The 18910-nt window shown below is 37.5% G+C and carries 17 protein-coding genes and 3 pseudogenes; all 20 read left to right on the top strand.

Features of this window, described 5'->3' with window-relative positions; genetic code table 11:
* The first annotated feature begins 247 nt into the window (after positions 1-247).
* A pseudogene (locus tag ACERC7_RS08900) lies at positions 248-553 on the top strand (DUF5962 family protein).
* 108 nt (positions 554-661) lie between these two features.
* Positions 662-1357 carry a DUF6088 family protein gene (locus tag ACERC7_RS08895; RefSeq protein WP_373659416.1) on the top strand — a complete coding sequence of 232 codons (696 nt, stop codon included), beginning with the start codon at positions 662-664 and terminating at the stop codon, positions 1355-1357.
* The gene (locus ACERC7_RS08890) at positions 1344-2291 is read left to right on the top strand and encodes a nucleotidyl transferase AbiEii/AbiGii toxin family protein (RefSeq protein WP_373659415.1); all 948 of its coding nucleotides are present in this window, start codon (positions 1344-1346) and stop codon (positions 2289-2291) included. The genes ACERC7_RS08895 and ACERC7_RS08890 overlap by 14 nt, the downstream gene beginning before the upstream one ends.
* Positions 2292-2533: 242 nt before the next feature.
* Positions 2534-2896: an SAG1252 family conjugative relaxosome accessory protein gene (locus tag ACERC7_RS08885; RefSeq protein WP_373666729.1), complete on the top strand. Its 363-nt coding sequence runs from the start codon at positions 2534-2536 to the stop codon at positions 2894-2896.
* Between the two features lie 2 nt (positions 2897-2898).
* Positions 2899-3264: a plasmid mobilization relaxosome protein MobC gene (mobC, locus tag ACERC7_RS08880; protein ID WP_373659413.1), complete on the top strand. Its 366-nt coding sequence runs from the start codon at positions 2899-2901 to the stop codon at positions 3262-3264.
* Positions 3251-5104, top strand: a complete 1854-nt coding sequence (locus ACERC7_RS08875) for an SAG1250 family conjugative relaxase (protein ID WP_373666728.1) — start codon at positions 3251-3253, stop codon at positions 5102-5104. Before mobC ends, ACERC7_RS08875 begins: the two co-directional genes overlap by 14 nt.
* A 292-nt stretch (positions 5105-5396) precedes the next feature.
* Complete coding sequence (locus tag ACERC7_RS08870) at positions 5397-6233, top strand: glycerophosphodiester phosphodiesterase family protein (protein WP_373659410.1); 837 nt, start codon at positions 5397-5399, stop codon at positions 6231-6233.
* A gap of 11 nt (positions 6234-6244) precedes the next feature.
* A complete protein-coding gene (locus ACERC7_RS08865) occupies positions 6245-7306 on the top strand; it encodes an extracellular solute-binding protein (protein ID WP_373659409.1) in 1062 nt (353 codons plus the stop codon).
* A gap of 28 nt (positions 7307-7334) precedes the next feature.
* Complete coding sequence (locus ACERC7_RS08860) at positions 7335-8348, top strand: ABC transporter ATP-binding protein (RefSeq protein WP_373659408.1); 1014 nt, start codon at positions 7335-7337, stop codon at positions 8346-8348.
* A 1-nt stretch (position 8349) separates the two neighbouring features.
* Positions 8350-10047: an ABC transporter permease gene (locus ACERC7_RS08855; protein WP_373666727.1), complete on the top strand. Its 1698-nt coding sequence runs from the start codon at positions 8350-8352 to the stop codon at positions 10045-10047.
* Entirely contained in the window at positions 10047-10751 is a 705-nt protein-coding gene (locus ACERC7_RS08850) for an MgtC/SapB family protein (RefSeq protein WP_373666726.1), read from the top strand. The genes ACERC7_RS08855 and ACERC7_RS08850 overlap by 1 nt, the downstream gene beginning before the upstream one ends.
* Before the next feature lie 111 nt (positions 10752-10862).
* Positions 10863-11462, top strand: a complete 600-nt coding sequence (locus tag ACERC7_RS08845; protein ID WP_373659405.1) for an HAD family hydrolase — start codon at positions 10863-10865, stop codon at positions 11460-11462.
* 11 nt (positions 11463-11473) lie between these two features.
* Complete coding sequence (locus ACERC7_RS08840; protein ID WP_373666725.1) at positions 11474-13504, top strand: extracellular solute-binding protein; 2031 nt, start codon at positions 11474-11476, stop codon at positions 13502-13504.
* Between the two features lie 158 nt (positions 13505-13662).
* Positions 13663-14097: a PTS sugar transporter subunit IIA gene (locus tag ACERC7_RS08835; protein WP_373666724.1), complete on the top strand. Its 435-nt coding sequence runs from the start codon at positions 13663-13665 to the stop codon at positions 14095-14097.
* The gene (locus ACERC7_RS08830) at positions 14081-14554 is read left to right on the top strand and encodes a PTS system mannose/fructose/N-acetylgalactosamine-transporter subunit IIB (protein ID WP_373659402.1); all 474 of its coding nucleotides are present in this window, start codon (positions 14081-14083) and stop codon (positions 14552-14554) included. Before ACERC7_RS08835 ends, ACERC7_RS08830 begins: the two co-directional genes overlap by 17 nt.
* Positions 14551-15324, top strand: coding sequence for a PTS mannose/fructose/sorbose/N-acetylgalactosamine transporter subunit IIC (locus ACERC7_RS08825; RefSeq protein WP_373666723.1), 774 nt, complete (start codon positions 14551-14553; stop codon positions 15322-15324). The genes ACERC7_RS08830 and ACERC7_RS08825 overlap by 4 nt, the downstream gene beginning before the upstream one ends.
* The gene (locus ACERC7_RS08820) at positions 15321-16127 is read left to right on the top strand and encodes a PTS system mannose/fructose/sorbose family transporter subunit IID (protein ID WP_373659399.1); all 807 of its coding nucleotides are present in this window, start codon (positions 15321-15323) and stop codon (positions 16125-16127) included. Before ACERC7_RS08825 ends, ACERC7_RS08820 begins: the two co-directional genes overlap by 4 nt.
* A 3-nt stretch (positions 16128-16130) precedes the next feature.
* Positions 16131-17173, top strand: a pseudogene (locus ACERC7_RS08815) (tyrosine-protein phosphatase).
* A gap of 19 nt (positions 17174-17192) precedes the next feature.
* On the top strand, positions 17193-18368 hold the full coding sequence (locus tag ACERC7_RS08810; protein ID WP_373666722.1) for an HTH domain-containing protein: 1176 nt from the start codon (positions 17193-17195) through the stop codon (positions 18366-18368).
* Positions 18369-18545: 177 nt separating this feature from the next.
* Positions 18546-18659: pseudogene (locus ACERC7_RS08805) on the top strand (DNA-binding protein); the annotation flags it as partial.
* Positions 18660-18910: the final 251 nt, after the last annotated feature.

Genomic DNA, 18910 nt, shown 5'->3' with positions numbered 1-18910 from the left:
GTCCACTGGTGGAACCATCATCGCATTCACGGTAGTCTCGATTACCAAACACCTATGGTTAAGCGAGTTATCGCTTAACAAAAACACTTTATAAAAATTGTACAGAAAAGGGGTGCCTTTTCAGGTTTTACATGTTTTGTGGAATAGCTTTGTTTTAATCGTAAATTCACTATGAAAATAAAAATTTTGAGCTGACAAATGTTGTCGTACGCGGTAAATTAATAGTAAATGGTAAAGGAGGCTGAATATGTCTGAGCAATATAATGATTTGTATAATCAATTAGATAATCTTTTGAGTAACGGGTTTACTTCACAAGACCAATATGAGGTGCATCTCGAACTAAAAAGATACTATGAGACTTCAACAGGTGATTTGGATTTTTCGATTCGAGAGTTAGTAGGTCAGCTGTAGGTTATCATGACGAATCGTGAGTATTTCTTTCCAAACTTGGATGAGGCTGTGAGGATAGAGTATTTTGATTTGGTGCAACGACTGGAAGCATTTAGTTCATCAAAAGCAGCCTACTACCGAAGGTGTCTGCTTCAGTACTAAAAAGGTTAGCAGTGTGCTTTCCTTTTTTATTTCTTAATAGTCAAGTAAAAACAATAAAAACTTGACAAGAAATAAAAGTTTTGTCATACTTAAAGTGAGGTAAAACAAATGAAACAAATTACAAAAATTAAGGAGTACATCAAGGAACTTCCAGAAAAAGAATTGATTTTTGCCAGTGAGCTTTTCCAACGGATTGCCAGTAAGACGGCTATTTCTGAAGAAAATTTTTATAAGGTATTGGAGAGGATGGTATCAAATCAGGAACTTGCTCGAATAAGTAAAGGGGTCTATACGCGACCACAACAAACGAGATTTGGTTTGGTATTGCCTACCGAAAAGGAAATCGTTGACCAGTTTATTGAAAATGAGAAGGGGATGGTCGTGGGCTATCAGCTCTTTAACCAACTTCAATTGACGAGTCAAATTTCTAAGCAGTATCATATTTTAACCAACAACAGTCATCAAAAGTCCACCATTCAAAATATTTCTATCAAACAATCAAAACTGACCTTCACCCACTCTGTCAGAGAAACTTTGGCTATGTTGGAAGTTTTATCGGTGGTAGATAATTTGCAGGACCTTGATGAAAAGCAGTTTATTAATTACTGTGAATATTTTGCAAAAAATTCTTTTCAAGATCACGTTTTAGATTTGATTTTGAGTGAGCATCGGTATAAAAAAAGTACGCTCTATTTCTTGAAGTTGATACTGGATTCTTATCATATTCCCAATACTGTTCATCAGTATTTGTCAACCTTATCAAAATACAAAGAACCGAAGGTGGCTTACTATGAAGTTGCATAAGGATAAAGAGGCATTTGAAACTTTGTCTCAAGTCGTTAGTAAGTGGCGTCATATCCCATTAGATGCCGTGAAACGAGATTACCTAATTGTTTTGATACTACAGCAATTGTCCCAGAGTGAATTTATGGAGAGTTGTGTCTTCAAAGGTGGGACCTCGCTGAGTAAATGTTATCCTGGAACGATTGAACGTTTCTCAGAGGATATTGATTTAACATTTTTGAATACTGAGCTTAGCGAGAAACAAAAAGATAGGGCTCTTAAGAAAATCGAGGAAGTGCTGTGGTCTGGCTTGTCTATTCAAAAGTTACCTGATGAAAGGAGTAAGGTGGCTAAAAGTTCTCTCGTCTGGTTAGATGACATTGGGTCAGATTATCGGATTAAACTAGAAATAGGGAGCACTATTAGACCAGAACCAAGTCAAAAGATGACACTCCAAACCTATATCCAAGATTATTTAGAAGAAAATGGTATGTTTGATGTCATCGAAGAATTTGAACTTGAACTCATTGAAGTCAATGTTTTGGATATTACACGAACATTTTTAGATAAGGTTTTGGCTGTTAAACGACACGCTTTCAATCAAGACTTATTGAGGAAGGTGCGGCATATTTATGATGTGGTGAAACTTTTTGAGCATCCAGAAGTTCAGAACTTTTTATCAGATGAGGCAGCGTTTAAGGAATTGCTTCATCTTACTAAGAGGACAGATCAGTTCTATATTGGAAAGCGAAAAAATCATATTGAGGATTATAATCCTGATACACCATTTGCTTTTGAGAATTGGAAGTCTTTGTTTATTGCGCCTGATATTCGAAAAAATTATGAAAGCTTACATGAGGAATTACTTTATACAGAAGTTCCACAGAAATTTGATAAAGCCATTGGAGTATTTGAACAGATTGATGGTATTTTACAAAAAGTTGAAAATGATTAGCAAGTTGCTAGTCATTTTTATTTTGGGGTTTGGGGGCGAAGCTACCATAGTTTCTTATCGTCGGCTGACAAACCTGTAAGGTTTTGGTTCAGCTGGCGATTAGATTTTGGGTTATTGTGGACACAATAACTGAGCTCGCCAAAAGCCGAAAAGCGAAGCGATGAGGCTGAAGGAAGACCCCCGTATCTGATACGGTATCGGGTTAGACCCGATAGAGGCAAGTAGAGAAGGAGTATAACGAGATGACAGACCACTATCGCATTATCCGTAAGGAAATCAATCTGACACCAGAGGAGCTGCGGCAGATTCAGGAGCTGATGAGGCAAGAACACGCAGAGCAATTCTCCCCCTTTGTCCGTCAAAAGCTGATGAACTTGGTTGAGAGGAAGCAGTCGGTAGCTGACTGGTTTACCCTCTGGCAGTCCCAGAAGATTGAACAAATCAGCCGAGACATCTTACAGGTGACTATCATGGCCGAACAGACCCAGCGGGTCACGGCAGAGCACTTGCGAATTATCCTAACCTGTGTGCAAGAGCTGATGGCTGAAGTCGAGAAGGCTATCCCACTCAGTCCAGATTTTCGTGACAAGTACATGGGAGGTTAGATATGGAAAATCGTTACCGCACTAACCTCAAAAAAGTCTTTCTAACGGACCAGGAGTTAGCAACTCTGAATAATCGTATTGGACAGAGTGGCTGTAAAAATTTCTCTGCTTATGCTAGAAAGGTGCTGCTCAATCCCAATATGACCTTTCTGACCATTGATACCAGTAACTATGACGACCTGGTCTTTGAACTGAAGCGTATCGGAAATAATCTCAATCAAATTGCACGGACTGTCAACCAAACTCATCTTCTAACGTCAAGCGACTGTGAGTTCTTGGTGCAGGGCATTGGTCAACTCATCAAGGAAGTGGAGAAGGACTTTAACATCAAGTGCCAGCAGCTGAAGGAGTTTTATGGTTGTCACTAAGCACTTTGCGGTGCATAGCACCAAGTACCGCAAGAGTCTCATCAAGTACATCCTCAATCCAGAAAAGACGAAGCAGCTGAAGCTGGTCTCTGATTTTGGCATGAGCAATTACCTGGACTTTCCCAGCTATGAGGAATTGGTGGAGATGTATCAGGCTAACTTGACCAACAATGATCGGCTCTATGATTCAAGAAACGACCGTCAGCAACTCAAGCAGACCAAAATCCATGCCCACCACCTGATTCAATCCTTTTCCCCTGATGACAAGCTCACACCTGAAGAGATTAACCGTATTGGCTATGAGACCATTAAAGAATTAACAGGTGGGAGTTTTCGTTTTATTGTTGCGACCCACGTTGATAAGGACCATATCCATAACCATATCTTGATTAACGCCGTGGATAAGCAGTCAGACAAAAAACTCAAATGGGACTATGCCCAGGAGAGAAATCTTCGCCTAATTTCTGACCGCTTGGCCAAGGAAGCAGGAGCAAAAATCATCACCCCTAATCGTTACTCGCATGAGAAGTTTGAGACCTATCGCCGAACCAACAACAAGTTCGAACTCAAGCAGCGACTTTACTTTCTCATGGAAAATAGCAGGAGCTTTGAAGATTTTTTGGCCAAGGCTCCTGCTCTAAACTTGACGATAGATTTCTCTCGCAAACACGCACGCTTTCTGATGACTGACCGAGACATGAAGCAGGTTATTCGCGGCCATCAGCTGGATAAGCGACAGCCCTACACCGAGGATTATTTCCGAGAGCATTTTGCCAAACGAGCTATTGAGCAGCGACTGGAGTTTCTCTTGTCTAAAGCACGTGACCTCGCTCATCTTTTGGAAATAGCAGAGCAGGTAAACCTAAAAATCTCTCCGAAGAAAAAGCATGTGACCTTTACCTTGGTTGAGGACGGCCGAACCATTTCCATTGAGAATAAAACGGTCAGCACAAAACACCTCTATGATGTCCAGTTTTTTGAAGAGTATTTTGACCAAAAAGAAGTCTTGCAAGACCTTGATTTGACTAACTTGGTCTCAGACTTTGAAATCTACCAAGAAGAGCATGACCAGGACAAACTTCCTAGTGAGGAACTCTTGGCAGCCTACAAAGAATTCAAGGAGAAGCGAGATAAGATTCAAGAGTTTGAAGTGGTTCTAGCAGACCATCAGATTGACAAGCTGGTCAAGGACGGTATCTTTATCAGGATGACTTATGGCGTCAAAAAAGACGGCTTGGTCTTTATTCCAAACCGTAACTTAGATATTCATGAGAGCGAACAGGGCAAGTCCTACCATGTCTTTATCCGAGAGACTGCTCAATTTTTCATCTACAATAAAGAGAACTCTGATTTCAACCGCTATATGCGAAGACGTGAAATAATCCGTCAACTCACTCACGACAGCAAGCATATCCCTAAACGCAGACGCCCGACTATGGCCAGTCTCAAAGAGAAAATAGCAGAGCTTAATCTTTTGATTGACCTGGATACTGACAATAAATCCTATCAAGAGATTAAGAACGAAATGATTCAGGATATTGCTCAACTGGAGTTGATGATTACGGATTATCAGGATAAACTTGCTTACCTTAACAAGGTGGCGGAAGTGTTACTAAATCTTAATAACGCAGACCCAGAAAACCGAAGGCTAGCCCGGTATGATTATGCCAAGATGAATCTGACGGGGGTCACTACACTTGAAGATGTGGCTCATGAGATAAAACATTGCCAAGAAGAGCTAGGTAAATTGATAGATGATTATGAATATGAAGTGAGACGTGTGGAGAAGTTTATGAAGAGCATTGACAGAATGAAACGTAGTCAGAAAAAAACATTTTAGTACAAAATGATTATTTAGATATCCTATAAATAAAATAACTAATTTAGTACTGTTACAAAAAATTTACCAAATACTTTAAAATCCTTTACATGAAGTTGATAGAAACAATTTGCTAAAAGTATTATTATTTCAAGGGAGGGTTCAACAATTATGTAGGTACGTGCAGGAATGAATATATTGAACCTTTGTATTTTTTAGAAACATTATTAAGAAAAAATTTTTTATAAAAAACTTGACACGTTCCAAAAAATCGCTTACAATAATCTTGTAAACAAATAAAGGAGGAAGTCAGATGAATCTTTTACAGAAATATCGAGAAGAAAGGGGGGTGCTAATTGCGGTTCACCGTGGAACAAATGGCGGTAACGTTATCCAAAATACGACCAAGGCTTACCTGAATGCTATTCGACATAAAGGTGATATGGTTGAAGTTGACGTTGTCCGTTCTATTGATGGTGAATTCTTCGCTTTCCATGATGGTCAAGAAAAACTGGTCTTTGATATGAATATTGATCTCCGTCTCTTGCCTTCAGAACAAATTAAAGGTCTACCTTGCTTCAACTCGCTTGCTGAGCCAGTTGACCAAAGGTTAGAGACGATTGAGGAAGTTCTTACCAATCTTGAAGGTAAGAGCCTAATCAACATTGATCGTAGTTGGTTCTATTGGGACACGTTCCTTGATAAACTTAAAACCTATAAGTCATTAGATCAAGTCTTGCTTAAAGCACCAGCAAAAAGAGAGTTGCTGGAGCAATTGCGAAATTCTGGGCTAGATGTTATGTTTATGCCAATCGTCAAAACGGTTGAAGAACTAGAGTTGGTTCTAAACTTTGGAGGTATCAACTTAGTTGCAGTCGAATTGATTTTTGAAGATTTAGACTCAGAATTAGTTAGTCCTGCCACTATGCAACGACTTCGTAATAAAGGCATTCTCACTTGGGTAAATGCTCTACGTCTAAACGACACCATCGTACTGGCTGCAAGAATTGATGATGAAGTAGCTCTGTTTGATAATGGGTATTCTTGGATCAAATTAGTTGAACTTGGTTTTGATATTATTCAAACAGATTGGCCATATTTATTGTATTCTTGCTTAATTGAAAATAACTACAAAAAAATTATTAAATAGGAGAAATTCTCATGAAACACTTTAAAAAACTTTGCATGTTAGCTAGTGCGGCAATCTTGTTGACTGCTTGTGGTACATCTAAATCAGCTGAGCCAGCTAAGGGAAGTGCTCCAGCTGAAATTGACTACTCCCAAGAGATTGTCATCTATTCTAACTCAACAACTGATGGCCGTGGTGATTGGCTTAAAGAAAAAGCTGCTGAAAAAGGCTTTAAAATTTCTTACGTTGACATCTCAGGTGGTGAATTGGCTGACCGCTTGATTGCAGAGAAAAACAATGCGATTGCTGATATGGTATTTGGTTTGAACAACTTGGAGTTCAACCGTATCAAAGATGAAAAACTTCTTGTTAAATACAGTCCAGAGTGGGCAAATGAAGTAGATGCTACACTTGGTGATGCTGACGGCTACTATCACCCAATTGTTGTTCAACCATTGGTACTGATTGGTAATGCAAAAGCTGATATGCCAAGTGACTGGACAGATTTGACAAAAGATGCTTATAAAGGTGCATACGGTATCTCTGGCTTGAACACAGGTACTTCTAAAAATATCTTTGCAAGTATCGTTAGCCGCTATGCTGACGAAAAAGGTGATTTGGGTATCTCTGACGAAGGTTGGGAAGTAGCTAAGAAATACATTCAAAACGCACATACTTACGCACAGGGTGAAGATTATATCTCTGCTCTTATCGATGATAGCACCCCATTGAACTACAGCATGATGTGGGGTTCAGGCGTTCTTCAAAACGAAGCTGAACGTGGCTATAAATTCCAAGTTATGAGCCCTAAAGTAGGTGTTCCTTACGTCACTGAGCAAGTTGGTATTTTGTCAACTAGCAAGAAAGAAGCACTTGTTAAAGAGTTTATCAACTGGTTTGGTAGTGCAGAAGTTCAAAAAGCATGGAGTGATGAGTTTGGTTCAATCCCTGCTAACAAGACAGCCCTTGAAGGTGCTAAATCTGAAATTAAAGACTTTGCAAGCAGCGTTAAACCTCAAGAATTGGATTGGGAGTTCATCGGTGAGAACATTAACTCATGGGTTGAAAAAGCTGAGCTTGAATTCGTAGAATAGTAACATTTAGAAGTGAGGAGAGGTGTATATGATTACCTTTAACGATATACAAATCAAATATGCAGATTTTATTGCGATTGACAATTTGAATTTAGAAATCAAGGAAGGGGAGTTCTTTACATTTCTCGGACCAAGTGGTTGTGGTAAATCAACAACCTTGCGTACCTTAGTGGGGTTCATCAACCCCTCTAAGGGTACCATTCATGTTAATGGTAAGGACATCACGAATTTAGATCCAGAAAAACGTGAGATTGGTATTGTTTTCCAAAGTTATGCCTTGTTCCCTACAATGACAGTTTATGATAATATTGCATTTGGTCTGAAAGTTAAGAAGATTTCTCCTGAAATCATTAAAGCCAAGGTTCATGAGGTTGCTAAAAAAATCAAGATTTCTGATGAGCAACTGAAGCGTAATATTTCAGAGCTCTCCGGTGGACAGCAACAACGTGTTGCTTTAGCAAGGGCTCTGGTCTTAGAACCTAAGATTTTATGTTTGGACGAACCCCTGTCAAACTTGGACGCCAAATTGCGTGTTGATCTGCGTTTAGAGTTGAAGCGACTTCAAAAAGAGTTGGGCATCACAACGCTCTATGTCACTCACGACCAAGAAGAAGCCTTGACCTTATCTGATCGTATTGCGGTCTTTAACAATGGTTTCATTGAACAAGTTGGTACACCATATGAAATTTACAATCAGTCTAAGACAGAATTTGTATGTGATTTCATTGGTGATATCAACCATCTGTCAGAGCAAACCTTGGCTCTACTTGCTAATGGATTGCCAATTTTTGAACCAACAAGTGGCTATGTCCGCTTAGAGCGTGTTAAATTGGAAAGACAATCAGAAAGTGATTTGTCTATCCAAGGGAAGATTATTGATCTGGAATTCAATGGTGTCTTCATTAAATACACTGTTGTATTGGATAATGGACAGCAAGTTAATATCATTGAAAAGAATGATGGGCATTCAAGCCATGTTATCGATGATGTCGTGACTCTATTTATCAATCCGAAAGACATTATGCAATACGGAGGTAAGTAGTATGCTCAAAGATATTAAATGGAAAGACTGGTTACTACGGATAGGTGTTCTGTGGTTACTGGTAGCATTCATCATTTATCCAAATATCGGACTTCTGACAAATGTCTTTTTCAAAGATGGTGAGTTTTCTTTACGAGCCTTAGATAAGATTATGAGTTCAGAGCGTGCTCTTAATAGTATTGCTAACAGTTTTAAATTAGCCATTTCTATGGTAGTAACTGTTAACCTGGTTGGTACTCTCGTCGTTCTCTTGACAGAGTATTGGGATATCAAGGGAGCCAAAGTTCTCAAGCTTGGGTATATGTCTTCTTTGATTTACGGGGGTATCGTTCTCGCTACTGGCTATAAATTTGTTTATGGCAGTAATGGACTGATTACCAAGTTGTTGCTGTCTGTATTTCCTAGTATGAATCCAGATTGGTTTCATGGTTTCGGAGCAGTTTTGTTTATTATGACTTTCGCTTGTACTTCAAACCATATCATGTTCTTGACGAATGCTGTTCGTAGTGTTGACTACCACACTATTGAGGCTTCTCGAAACATGGGTGCGAAACCAATGACCGTATTCTTCAAAGTGGTGTTGCCGACATTCAAGCCGACTTTGTTTGCCTTAACCATTTTGATATTCTTAACTGGTTTGTCAGCAGTTTCTGCCCCACTTATCGTAGGTGGTAAAGAGTTTCAAACGATTAACCCCTTGATCATCAGTTTTGCAAAATCAAATGGTTCACGTGACCTTGCAGCCTTCCTGGCCATTATGTTGGGCTTGGCAACAATCTTATTGTTAACCTTGCTTAACAAGGTAGAAAAAGGCGGTAACTATGTCTCTGTGTCAAAAACAAAAGCTGGTCTGAAAAAACAAGTTATCACATCTCCAGTTTGGAATGCCATTGCTCACATTGTTGCCTACGTGCTATTTGTGATCTATATGCTACCAATTACCCTGGTTGTCCTATATTCCTTCACGGATGCATTGACCATTAAAACTGGTAACTTGAGCTTATCTAGCTTCACTTTGGCAAACTATCAAGAGCTGTTCTCTAACGCGGAGTTCTTTAAACCTTATCTTGTAAGTTTGCTTTATGCGGCATTAGCAGCCTTTGTAGCTACTGTAATTGCAATTGTTATTTCAAGAATTGTTCATAAGAACACTTATAAATTCGATAAATTCTTTGAGTATGGTGCTTTAATCCCTTGGATTTTACCAAGTACACTGATTGCACTTGGCTTGATGTTTACCTTTAATGAGCCTCGTTTGATTGTATTTAACCAGGTTCTGATTGGTACCTTAGGGATGATGCTTATTGCTTACATTATCCAAAAACTTCCGTTTTCCTATCGGATGATTCGAGCAGTATTCTTTAGTATTGATAGTGATATGGAAGAAGCCGCTCGTAGTATGGGAGCATCTAGCTTCTACACTATGGTAAAGGTCATCATTCCGTTTATTATGCCAGTTGTGCTCTCTGTTATGGTACTAAACTTTAACTCACTATTATCGGATTATGATTTATCGGTATTCCTCTACCATCCTCTCTTTAGACCACTTGGTGTTGTCATTAAATCTGCAACTGACGAGACAGCTACCGTCAACGCTATCGCAATGATGTTTGTTTATTCAGTTATCTTGATGATTATGTCAGCCTCTGCCCTTTATCTTAGCCATCGTTTCAGAACTCAAAAAGGAACGAAACGTTAATGGGTGAGTTGGGAGATTTGGCTCTACCTACGATTTTAATTAGGGTGACTTTATCAGTCGTTCTAGGTGGAATCATAGGATTTGAACGAGGAGTTAAAAACCAGGCGGCCGGAATTCGTACCTACATTCTTGTTTGTTTAGCTTCAGCCATGGTGATGATGACGAATCAATACATTGTTCTTAAACATGGCTCAGGCGATCCTACACGAATGGGTGCACAAGTTATTAGTGGCTTAGGATTTCTAGGTGCTGGAACAATTTTAGTAACAGACAACCAAAAAATTCGAGGTCTAACAACAGCAGCAGGCCTTTGGGCTTCTGCTGTTGTTGGACTAGCTACTGGTATTGGCTTTTACTCAGGTGCCCTAATTTCAACAGTTGCTCTAATAGGTATTATGACCCTATTTGCTCCCCTAAAAGATTACTTAAATAGTAGATCTAAAATTGCAGATTTCCATATTATTTTTAACTCGTTAGAGGGCTTTAATCGTCTCCTTATCTTTTTAAGTACCTCTGATATTAAGATTCTGGATATGCAAAATGGGCTTAGTCATAGTGACAAGAAGAAAGGGATATACCAAGAAGAAGCCAGTCAAGTTTCCTGCTATCTGTCCCTAAAACTTAATGAATCGTTTGATCATTTAAAATTGATGGAAGATTTATCTAGGATACCAGGTGTAATTTATTTAGAGGAATTGAAATAAGGTGTTGTCTAGACAGCACCTTATTTTATAAAGTGACTACGAAAATTCAGTGTATTTTGGTAGAATGGTAAGTGAAATAATATTGCTGTAAAGTGAAAAAAGAGGTGTGGAATGAATTTAGTCTTTGATTTTGGAAATGTGATTATTGAGTGGGACAAGGAAGTATTTTTGAAGACTTTATTACCTGATGATGAATCACGTTGTCGAGTAGATACTGCTATTTTTGGTTCAGGGTTATGGGAAGAGATGGATGCCGGACTGTATACTGTTGAAGAAGTTGAAAATAAAGTTAATGAGGAATTATCACATGAATTTGAGGAAGAAGTTCATCAAATCATGTGGTATTGGTATCGTTATGTCAGATTCTATGATGATGTTGTTAAAAAAATGGCTTCATTAAAGCAACATGGACATCAGCTATACATTCTTTCCAATACTTCTCAATTATTTTATCCGTGTATGGAAGAACGAGCACCAGAACTCGCATCAATTTTGGATGGTAAAATTTTATCTTATGAGGTTAAGCAATCCAAGCCAGCACCTGAGATTTATCGAACGTTATTGACTACATTTGGTCTTGAACCCAGTCACACTTATTTCTTTGATGACTTAGAGAAGAACCTTGAGGCTGCCCGAGATCAAGGAATAAATACTTATCAGGTAACAGATATATCATTATTTTTAGAGTATTTGGATGGTTTTTTAAATTAAGAGGCTAAGTTATGGTTACTATTAAAGATATCGCTCGTGAGGCTGGAGTGTCACATGGTACAGCATCAAATGTCTTAAATAAACGAGGAAATGTTCGAGCTTCAAAAATTAAGTTGGTAGAAGAGGCGGCAAAGCGTCTGGGGTACCAATTAAATTCACAAGCTCAGGTCTTGAGAAAAGGATTGTCAAAAAAAGTCTGTGTTTTTATTCCGTATTTTGGTCGTTTTCATTACACAGACCTCATTGATTTTCTAGTGACCTTTGATAGTGATGATTATGATATTGAATTAGTTTATTTCAAAAATCAGATTGATTTAGATGAACGGATTTTAAAGATTAGTTCACTTTTACCCCTTGCTGTGGTTTGTGTTGGGCTTGAGCCGACACGTGTGACAGACTTGGAGAAACAAGGAACTAAACTCCTTCTCGTTGATACCGAGAACTATGCTGGCATTAACTTTGATAGTGACCGTATCCAAGCACTTGTGTTAAATTTTTTAGAAGCTCGTTCCAATGGGATTGTTACACTCATCAGTCCCTATGCAGGTTTTTCTCTCTTTGAGAAACTGCATCGAACGTTGCTTAAGTCAGATTTCAGAGTACGATTGTTGACAGATTCTGACAATAACAATTTTGTGATGACGTACTCAAAATTGTCTCATTTAACGGCTAATGACACCTTAGTTGTCTCTGATAGGAAGGTTGCTAAGGAACTAAACGATTTATTTGATTGGTTTGGGAAAACAAATAGGCCTCATATTTTAGTTTTAGGTTGCCGTGATATCATCGGGCAGCATAATACCTCTTATTTGAAATTAGATTATAAATTAGTTGCGAAGCGGGTACTAACTGCTCTGGAGACTAATGATTATTCTCTTATTGAGCTTAAAGGTATTGAGAGTAATAATGAGGAAATTTGTCATAAAGTTGCTTTAACCCTAACTCTTGCAATCGTTGAATCACCCATGTCAAATGCCATTAAGGTACTTGTGGAAAAATACAAGACCCTGACAGGCATTACTATTCAGATTGAAGAATTCACCTATCAAGAATTGCTTGCCAACTTATCAAATCGAGAATTTTTGAATCGAGTTGATTTAATCCGTGTAGACATGGCCTGGTTACCAAATTTTGCCGAAACAATTTTTCGGGAGGTGACAAATCAGGAGATCGCACAGTTAATCAACAGTAAGTTGATGTCTGATATTGCCTTAGAGTATAGCTATCAGTCCGATAGGCAATACACTTTCCCATTCGATATCTCCAGCCAAGTCTTAGTTTATCGGAAAGATCTATTTGATAATACGTTGCTCCAGCGGCAGTTTTACGAGAAGTTCAAAAAACAATTGGATGTGCCAAAAACTTTTGAAGAGTTTGATCGCGTGTCGTCTTTCTTTAGTAAGTCTTTCAACAAAGATTCGCAGACTGATTTCGGCCATACACTAGCATTTAAGACCCCTATCGTTGCAACATGTGACTTTATGCCAAGATATAGAGAAAAGTTATTAAAGAATAATATGGACTTATCTGTTATCAATGAGGCATTTAAAGACTACAAAAATAGCGTGACATTTACTGACGGTAAACTAGATTTATGGTGGGAAGATCATGTTAGACATTTGCGTCTAGGTCATACCGCAATGGAAATCGTCTTTTCAAACTATATCTCACCACTGTTCTCAGGATCTGAAAAACATGATGTTACCTACCAATTTGATATTGCTAGTGTACCAGGCAAACAAGCGATGACTGGAGGTGGTTCTATTGGCATTAGTAGATACTCCGCTCAGGTCAATCACTGCTTGAACTTTTTAAATTGGCTGTATTCTCCAGAGGTTTCTCGTCTATTAGCCTACCTTGGGGGTGTACTTCCTGTAGAAACAGTTATTGGGGACACTAATCTTGGGCAAATGTATCCATGGTTTGAGAATTTTAAGGAGACCTTCAGTCAGGGTAGTAGAAGTAACTGGCATGATTTTGTTACTGATTTAGATTTTGAAAATATATTAGGACAAGAGTTAATTGAGAGATTTTCTGAATGAAATAGTGGCAGTTAGTCTAGTGGCTAATTGCTTCTTTTTTCCAAAAAATTTCACTTTATAAAGTGAAAATCCTTTCATTGAAACCGCATATCATTCCCTTTATAATTAACTTATAAAAACAAAGTTTTTATTTAATTAAAATAAAGCAGGAGGATAATATGTCAGACGGTATTGCATTACTACTAATGTCTCATGGTAATTTTGCGAAGGCTGCAATTGATAGTGCAGAGTTGATTGTAGGTAAGCAGACCAACTTTGAGACATTAGGAGTATATACAGTTGACGATGTCGAGGTTCTAAAAGAAGAGATGCTTCAAAAGATTTCCTCGTTGGATACAACTAAAGGACTGGTTGTTCTTACGGATATTATCGGAGGAACTCCAATAAATTTAGCATCACAACTTTTATCTCAGGAAAAAGTAGTAGTTGTCTCAGGGTTGAATCTACCCATGCTTTTAGAAGTTCTGATGAATCGTGGACAACAAATTGAATCATTAGCTGCTGTATTAAAGACAGCTTATGACCAAGGATTTAGTGTCAGGACTAAACAAGATTTAATTGAAGAAGGAGAAGAAGATGACTATAGTCTTTAGTAGGATAGATGATCGTTTAATTCACGGTCAAGTAGTTACGACCTGGGTTAATATGCATAAGATTGAGCAAATTATTGTTTTGAATGATAAAGTTGCTGGCGACAAAACTCAAAAAAGTATTTTGACTATGGCAGCTCCACAAGGAATTTCTGTAAAAGCATTTCCTGTTGAAAAATTTGGTGAAATTATCAAAACAAACAAAATTACTAGACGAACAATGCTACTATTTACGACTAGTGAAGATGTATTAAGAGCTTACGAAGCTGGTGTTCCAATTCCTTCTCTTAATGTGGGTGGAATGAGGTTCCAAGAAGGTAGGGAGAAGCTAACTAAGTCAGTTGCTGTTACACCTTCCGAGAAGGAAGCATTCAAGAAATTATTGGAAAACTCAGTGGAAGTAACAATTCAGATGGTTCCAAACGACGAAAAAATTAGATTAGAGGAGGTCATTTTATGATTCAGGCATTACTAATTGCAGCGTGGGCTGGTCTATGTGCAATTGATGATATTGGTACTCAAATGTTGAGACGTCCCTTGCTGATTGCTCCCGTTATCGGCTTGATAATGAGAGATGTACAAACATCATTACTCATTGGTGCTTCACTAGAAGTTATGTGGATGGGTATCGGTAATGTTGGAGCTTATTCAGCACCTGACATCATTTCAGGTACTGCAATCGGGACGGCATTAGGTCTTGCATCAGGTGGTGTTGCGACTGCTGTAGTAGTTGCGGTTCCAGCTTCTCTATTAGCTCAACAATTACTCGTACTATATCGTTCAAGTATTGTTTATTTGAATCCAATCGCTGAAAAAATCGCAGAGACTGGTGACTTTAGTAAAGTTTATCGTATTAACTATATTCCAATGGTAATTGCCTTCCTTATTCGTGCAGTTCCAACTTTCATTGCTGTATATCTCGGTGCTGGTATAGTAGACCAAGTTGTTGCTGCACTTCCAAAAGAAATTATGTCAGGTCTTTCAGTAGCAGGTAAGATTATTCCTGCTGTGGGTATTGGTCTCTTGATGCTGATGATGTTGAAAAAAGCTGAGCTTTGGACATTCCTAATCGCTGGTTTTGCTCTAGCAGTTTATCTGCAGCTTTCAGTTTTACCAATCACTCTAATCGCTTTACCGATTGCTTTGATTTACGACTTGGCAACTCAAAAAGCTCAAGTTAAAGAAGTTGTCGGACAAATTGATAATGATGAGGAGGACTATGATCTATGAGTAACAAAATTACAAAGCAAGATTTAAACAAAGTATTTTGGAGAATGCAATTACTAAACGTAACTAATAACTTCCAATCAATGCAAGCTATTGGTTTCTTGTCAAGTTTCACACCCATTCTTGAGCGTTTGTACAAGGATAAGCCAAAAGAGTTGCGTGTGAAAGCTATGAAGCGCCATCTTGAATTCTTTAACAGTCATGTTAACTCAGATGCCTTGATTCTTGGAATTGCAGCTGCCGTGGAAGAAACGACAACTGAAGATCAGAAGGATACTGTAACTGGTATCAAAACTGGCCTAATGGGACCACTCGCAGGTATTGGTGATAGTGTATTGAAATTCACTTGGTTACCAATTTGCGGAAGTATTGGTGCAGCCCTAGCATTAAGTGGTAGTGTCCTCGGTCCGATTGTAATGTTCTTACTCTATAACTTTGTAAACATTGCGTCTAAATATTATGGTATCCACTTAGGTCACGCTAAAGGTGTAGAATTGATTGAAGGAGTAGGTGGCAATATCCTGCAACGTCTATCAAATATTGCGAATATTGTCGGTCTTATGGTTATTGGAGGACTTATTGCTTCTGTCGTTAAAGTAAATGTTATCTCTGAAATTAAGGCTGGTGACAACGTTATCCTCTTCCAAGAAATGTTTGACAAAGTTATGCCTGGGCTGTTTAGCATTCTGTTAACTTTTGTTATCTATAAAATTTTGAAGAAAACAAATGGCAAACATGCTCCACTATTGATCTTTGGAATTATGGTTATTTCTATCCTCTTGACTTATTTGAAAGTGTTAGGTTAGATTATGGCTAAAGAGTTTGAAGTGAAACAGTTTCAGAAGAATATCTACACTTTTATTAGAGAAAGTGATTCTGAAAATGGAGAAGTCGAAGTATTTCTGTTAAGTAGCTCAGACGGTGAGCCAATTAAGTTTCTAAAGAAAACTGATGATAATAAATTTGAAATTCTGCTAGAGTTAGATAGAAGACCGTATTTCCTGATTAAATCCAAGTCAGGCGAGTACAAAGTTGCTGAAAGAACTTTACCAGTGTCTGGAATGAATAATTTTAGAGATATGGGTGGTTACAAAGCTAATAACGGTAAGAGAGTAAAATGGGGGGGTTATATCGTTCTGATTATATTCACAATGCAACAGAAGATGGTTTAGAATATCTAAGACAGTTGAACTTAAAGACAATTGTTGATTATAGGAGTGATAATGAGGTGTCAAAGTACCCCAATCCTATAATTCATACAGGTGTCACGAGCTTTTAACTAGATCCATCTGCTCATGTTGCAGAGCTCGCAGCTCAATTTCAGTCTTCTAAAGAGGATGAGGACATTAACCTTATCAATAAAATAATTGAGCAACAAAAATCAGGACAATTAGTTGATCACTCAGAAGTTGTCTATTCACAATATAGAACATTTGCAGAAGGTAAAGAATCTAAAGCAGCATTTTCTAAAATGCTAACGGTTCTTGCAAATCCAAATTCACCAGCTAGTGTTCAGCATTGTAGAGGAGGCAAAGATCGTACTGGTTACGGAGCTATGCTACTCTTAGGAATTCTCGGTGTCAGTAAGGAGGATTTAATTCAAGATTATCTAATTACTGGAAAAAATCGTGAGGAACGAAATAGAGTAAAAATGGAAGGGTATAGAAAACTAACAACAGATGAAAAAGTGTTAGACCATCTCTATTCTTTTATTGATACAAAGTCAGATTTTATTGAAGCCTCTATCAATTCCATTTTTGATGGTTATGGTTCAATTGAGCAATATGCTATCTCAGAGTTAGATATTGATAAGGAAATTATCGATAGACTTAGAGAAATGTATTTAGAGTAAAATATAGGAGGATAATATCGTGGGTAAGGAAGTATTGGAGAGACTAAAAATCTTAGATAGCAAACCTAGACTTAAGGCGTTATTTATCCTCCTTTTTCGTTCGGAAGATTTTGTAACGAGTTCGTATATAGCTGAAAAGTTAAATGTAACATCACGAACAATAAAATCAGATATCAATGAATTAAAATCATGTATCCAGGATTTAGGAAGTATTGAATCCAAACGGTCATTTGGTTACAAATTGCATATCAATAATCCTAGTTATATAGAGCAAATCAAAGAGCTATTTCAGATATTTCCCTCTGTCAAGTTAGAAAATGAGAAAGATACATTTGTCTTACATATTCTTAGAAGGCTGGTATCATCTACAATACCGCTCAAAATTGAAGACTTTCAGAGTGAACTACTCACGACTAGTCCTTTGACAAGAGAATTACAGGAGGTGAAAAATCTCGTTTCGAAATATGGACTAACACTCCAGATGCGTCCGAAGTATGGTATCGAGATTGTTGGCCCACAATTTAAGAAAGTGATGCTGACAATAAGAATATATAGGTATTTTGATAGATACACTACTTATAAGTCAGGGGTACCTGACTATGAAAATTTGTTTGCTTGTTCCGATTTTGACAAGGAACTTATCCGAAAAACAATTTTAAGCTCAATTACTAAATCTCGGATAGTTTTTTCGAACCTTAATATTGAAAGATTTATCATCTATTTAATTTATTTCCGAAATAATTATTATCAGAAAAATCAGGATCTAGAACTACAACCAATAAATTTTTGTTATAAATCTACGGATGAACATAAATTGATTGTTGAAATTATTGAGAAATTAAATAGCCGTCTGTATGGATTTGTTTTCGAAAAAGAAATAATTCAGTTTTTAACTTACATTGCTGTTATAAGTACGGATTTATATAGATTCTCAGATTGTTCTAGTGAAAATTATAGTCAGCTTATTATACTTGCTCAAGAAACAAGAAACTTTATCCTTAGAGAGTTATCAGATTACTTCCGATTTGATTTCTTTGAAGATTACACTTGTTTTAAAGATACTTTGAAAATAATGCTTCCGATTAGCTTAAAGATACTGCTGAAAGTATCTGACAGTATTGATTTACGCTATAAGGATTTTAGTAGGAACGATGAGCAACCAATTTTAAGGTATTTCGTAGAGAAATTATCTTGAATCGGTTACACTAAACTAGACAGAATTTATAAANTTGAATCGGTTACACTAAACTAGACAGAATTTATAAAGTGTTCTACACTAAAGAAAACAGGAGAACTCTATGTCTAGAAAAATCCGTCGTCAATTTAGTGATGACTTTAAGCAACAAATTGTTGAAAAGGGTTGCCTTTTCAAAACAAGTACACCTTAAATCGTTGGATTGCTGAAATGAGGGAGCATAGAGAATTTAAGCAATTCATCATAAATCCCACTCATAAATTAGTTTTTATAAATCTTGATGGCTTTTAGGAGTTTTTACGATGGAAGCAACGAATAGCGGTCAAATAAAGGAAATCGTGCTATAATAGTAGATGGCTATTTATTCTACTAGAACTATTTCGGTTTTCTTTTTTATTTGAGAGGATGGAAGTATGTATGAATCGGTTACACTAAACTAGACAGAATTTATAAAGTGTTCTACACTAAAGAAAACAGGAGAACTCTATGTCTAGAAAAATCCGTCGTCAATTTAGTGATGACTTTAAGCAACAAATTGTTGA

The sequence above is a fragment of the Streptococcus sp. E17BB genome, assembly GCF_041807725.1.
Taxonomy (GTDB): domain Bacteria; phylum Bacillota; class Bacilli; order Lactobacillales; family Streptococcaceae; genus Streptococcus; species Streptococcus entericus.
The sequence above is the reverse complement of the archived record's forward strand: the minus strand, read 5'-3'. Positions and strand labels throughout refer to the sequence as shown.

Bases quoted from the DNA above. Each gene is read 5' to 3' on its own strand.
- ACERC7_RS08895 (WP_373659416.1), top strand. From the start codon at position 662: ATGAAACAAATTACAAAAATTAAGGAGTACATCAAGGAACTTCCAGAA.
- ACERC7_RS08870 (WP_373659410.1), top strand. From the start codon at position 5,397: ATGAATCTTTTACAGAAATATCGAGAAGAAAGGGGGGTGCTAATTGCG.
- ACERC7_RS08820 (WP_373659399.1), top strand. From the start codon at position 15,321: ATGAGTAACAAAATTACAAAGCAAGATTTAAACAAAGTATTTTGGAGA.
- ACERC7_RS08850 (WP_373666726.1), top strand. From the start codon at position 10,047: ATGGGTGAGTTGGGAGATTTGGCTCTACCTACGATTTTAATTAGGGTG.
- ACERC7_RS08830 (WP_373659402.1), top strand. From the start codon at position 14,081: ATGACTATAGTCTTTAGTAGGATAGATGATCGTTTAATTCACGGTCAA.
- ACERC7_RS08865 (WP_373659409.1), top strand. From the start codon at position 6,245: ATGAAACACTTTAAAAAACTTTGCATGTTAGCTAGTGCGGCAATCTTG.
- ACERC7_RS08875 (WP_373666728.1), top strand. From the start codon at position 3,251: ATGGTTGTCACTAAGCACTTTGCGGTGCATAGCACCAAGTACCGCAAG.
- ACERC7_RS08885 (WP_373666729.1), top strand. From the start codon at position 2,534: ATGACAGACCACTATCGCATTATCCGTAAGGAAATCAATCTGACACCA.
- ACERC7_RS08825 (WP_373666723.1), top strand. From the start codon at position 14,551: ATGATTCAGGCATTACTAATTGCAGCGTGGGCTGGTCTATGTGCAATT.
- ACERC7_RS08890 (WP_373659415.1), top strand. From the start codon at position 1,344: ATGAAGTTGCATAAGGATAAAGAGGCATTTGAAACTTTGTCTCAAGTC.
- ACERC7_RS08855 (WP_373666727.1), top strand. From the start codon at position 8,350: ATGCTCAAAGATATTAAATGGAAAGACTGGTTACTACGGATAGGTGTT.
- ACERC7_RS08840 (WP_373666725.1), top strand. From the start codon at position 11,474: ATGGTTACTATTAAAGATATCGCTCGTGAGGCTGGAGTGTCACATGGT.
- mobC (WP_373659413.1), top strand. From the start codon at position 2,899: ATGGAAAATCGTTACCGCACTAACCTCAAAAAAGTCTTTCTAACGGAC.
- ACERC7_RS08845 (WP_373659405.1), top strand. From the start codon at position 10,863: ATGAATTTAGTCTTTGATTTTGGAAATGTGATTATTGAGTGGGACAAG.
- ACERC7_RS08835 (WP_373666724.1), top strand. From the start codon at position 13,663: ATGTCAGACGGTATTGCATTACTACTAATGTCTCATGGTAATTTTGCG.
- ACERC7_RS08860 (WP_373659408.1), top strand. From the start codon at position 7,335: ATGATTACCTTTAACGATATACAAATCAAATATGCAGATTTTATTGCG.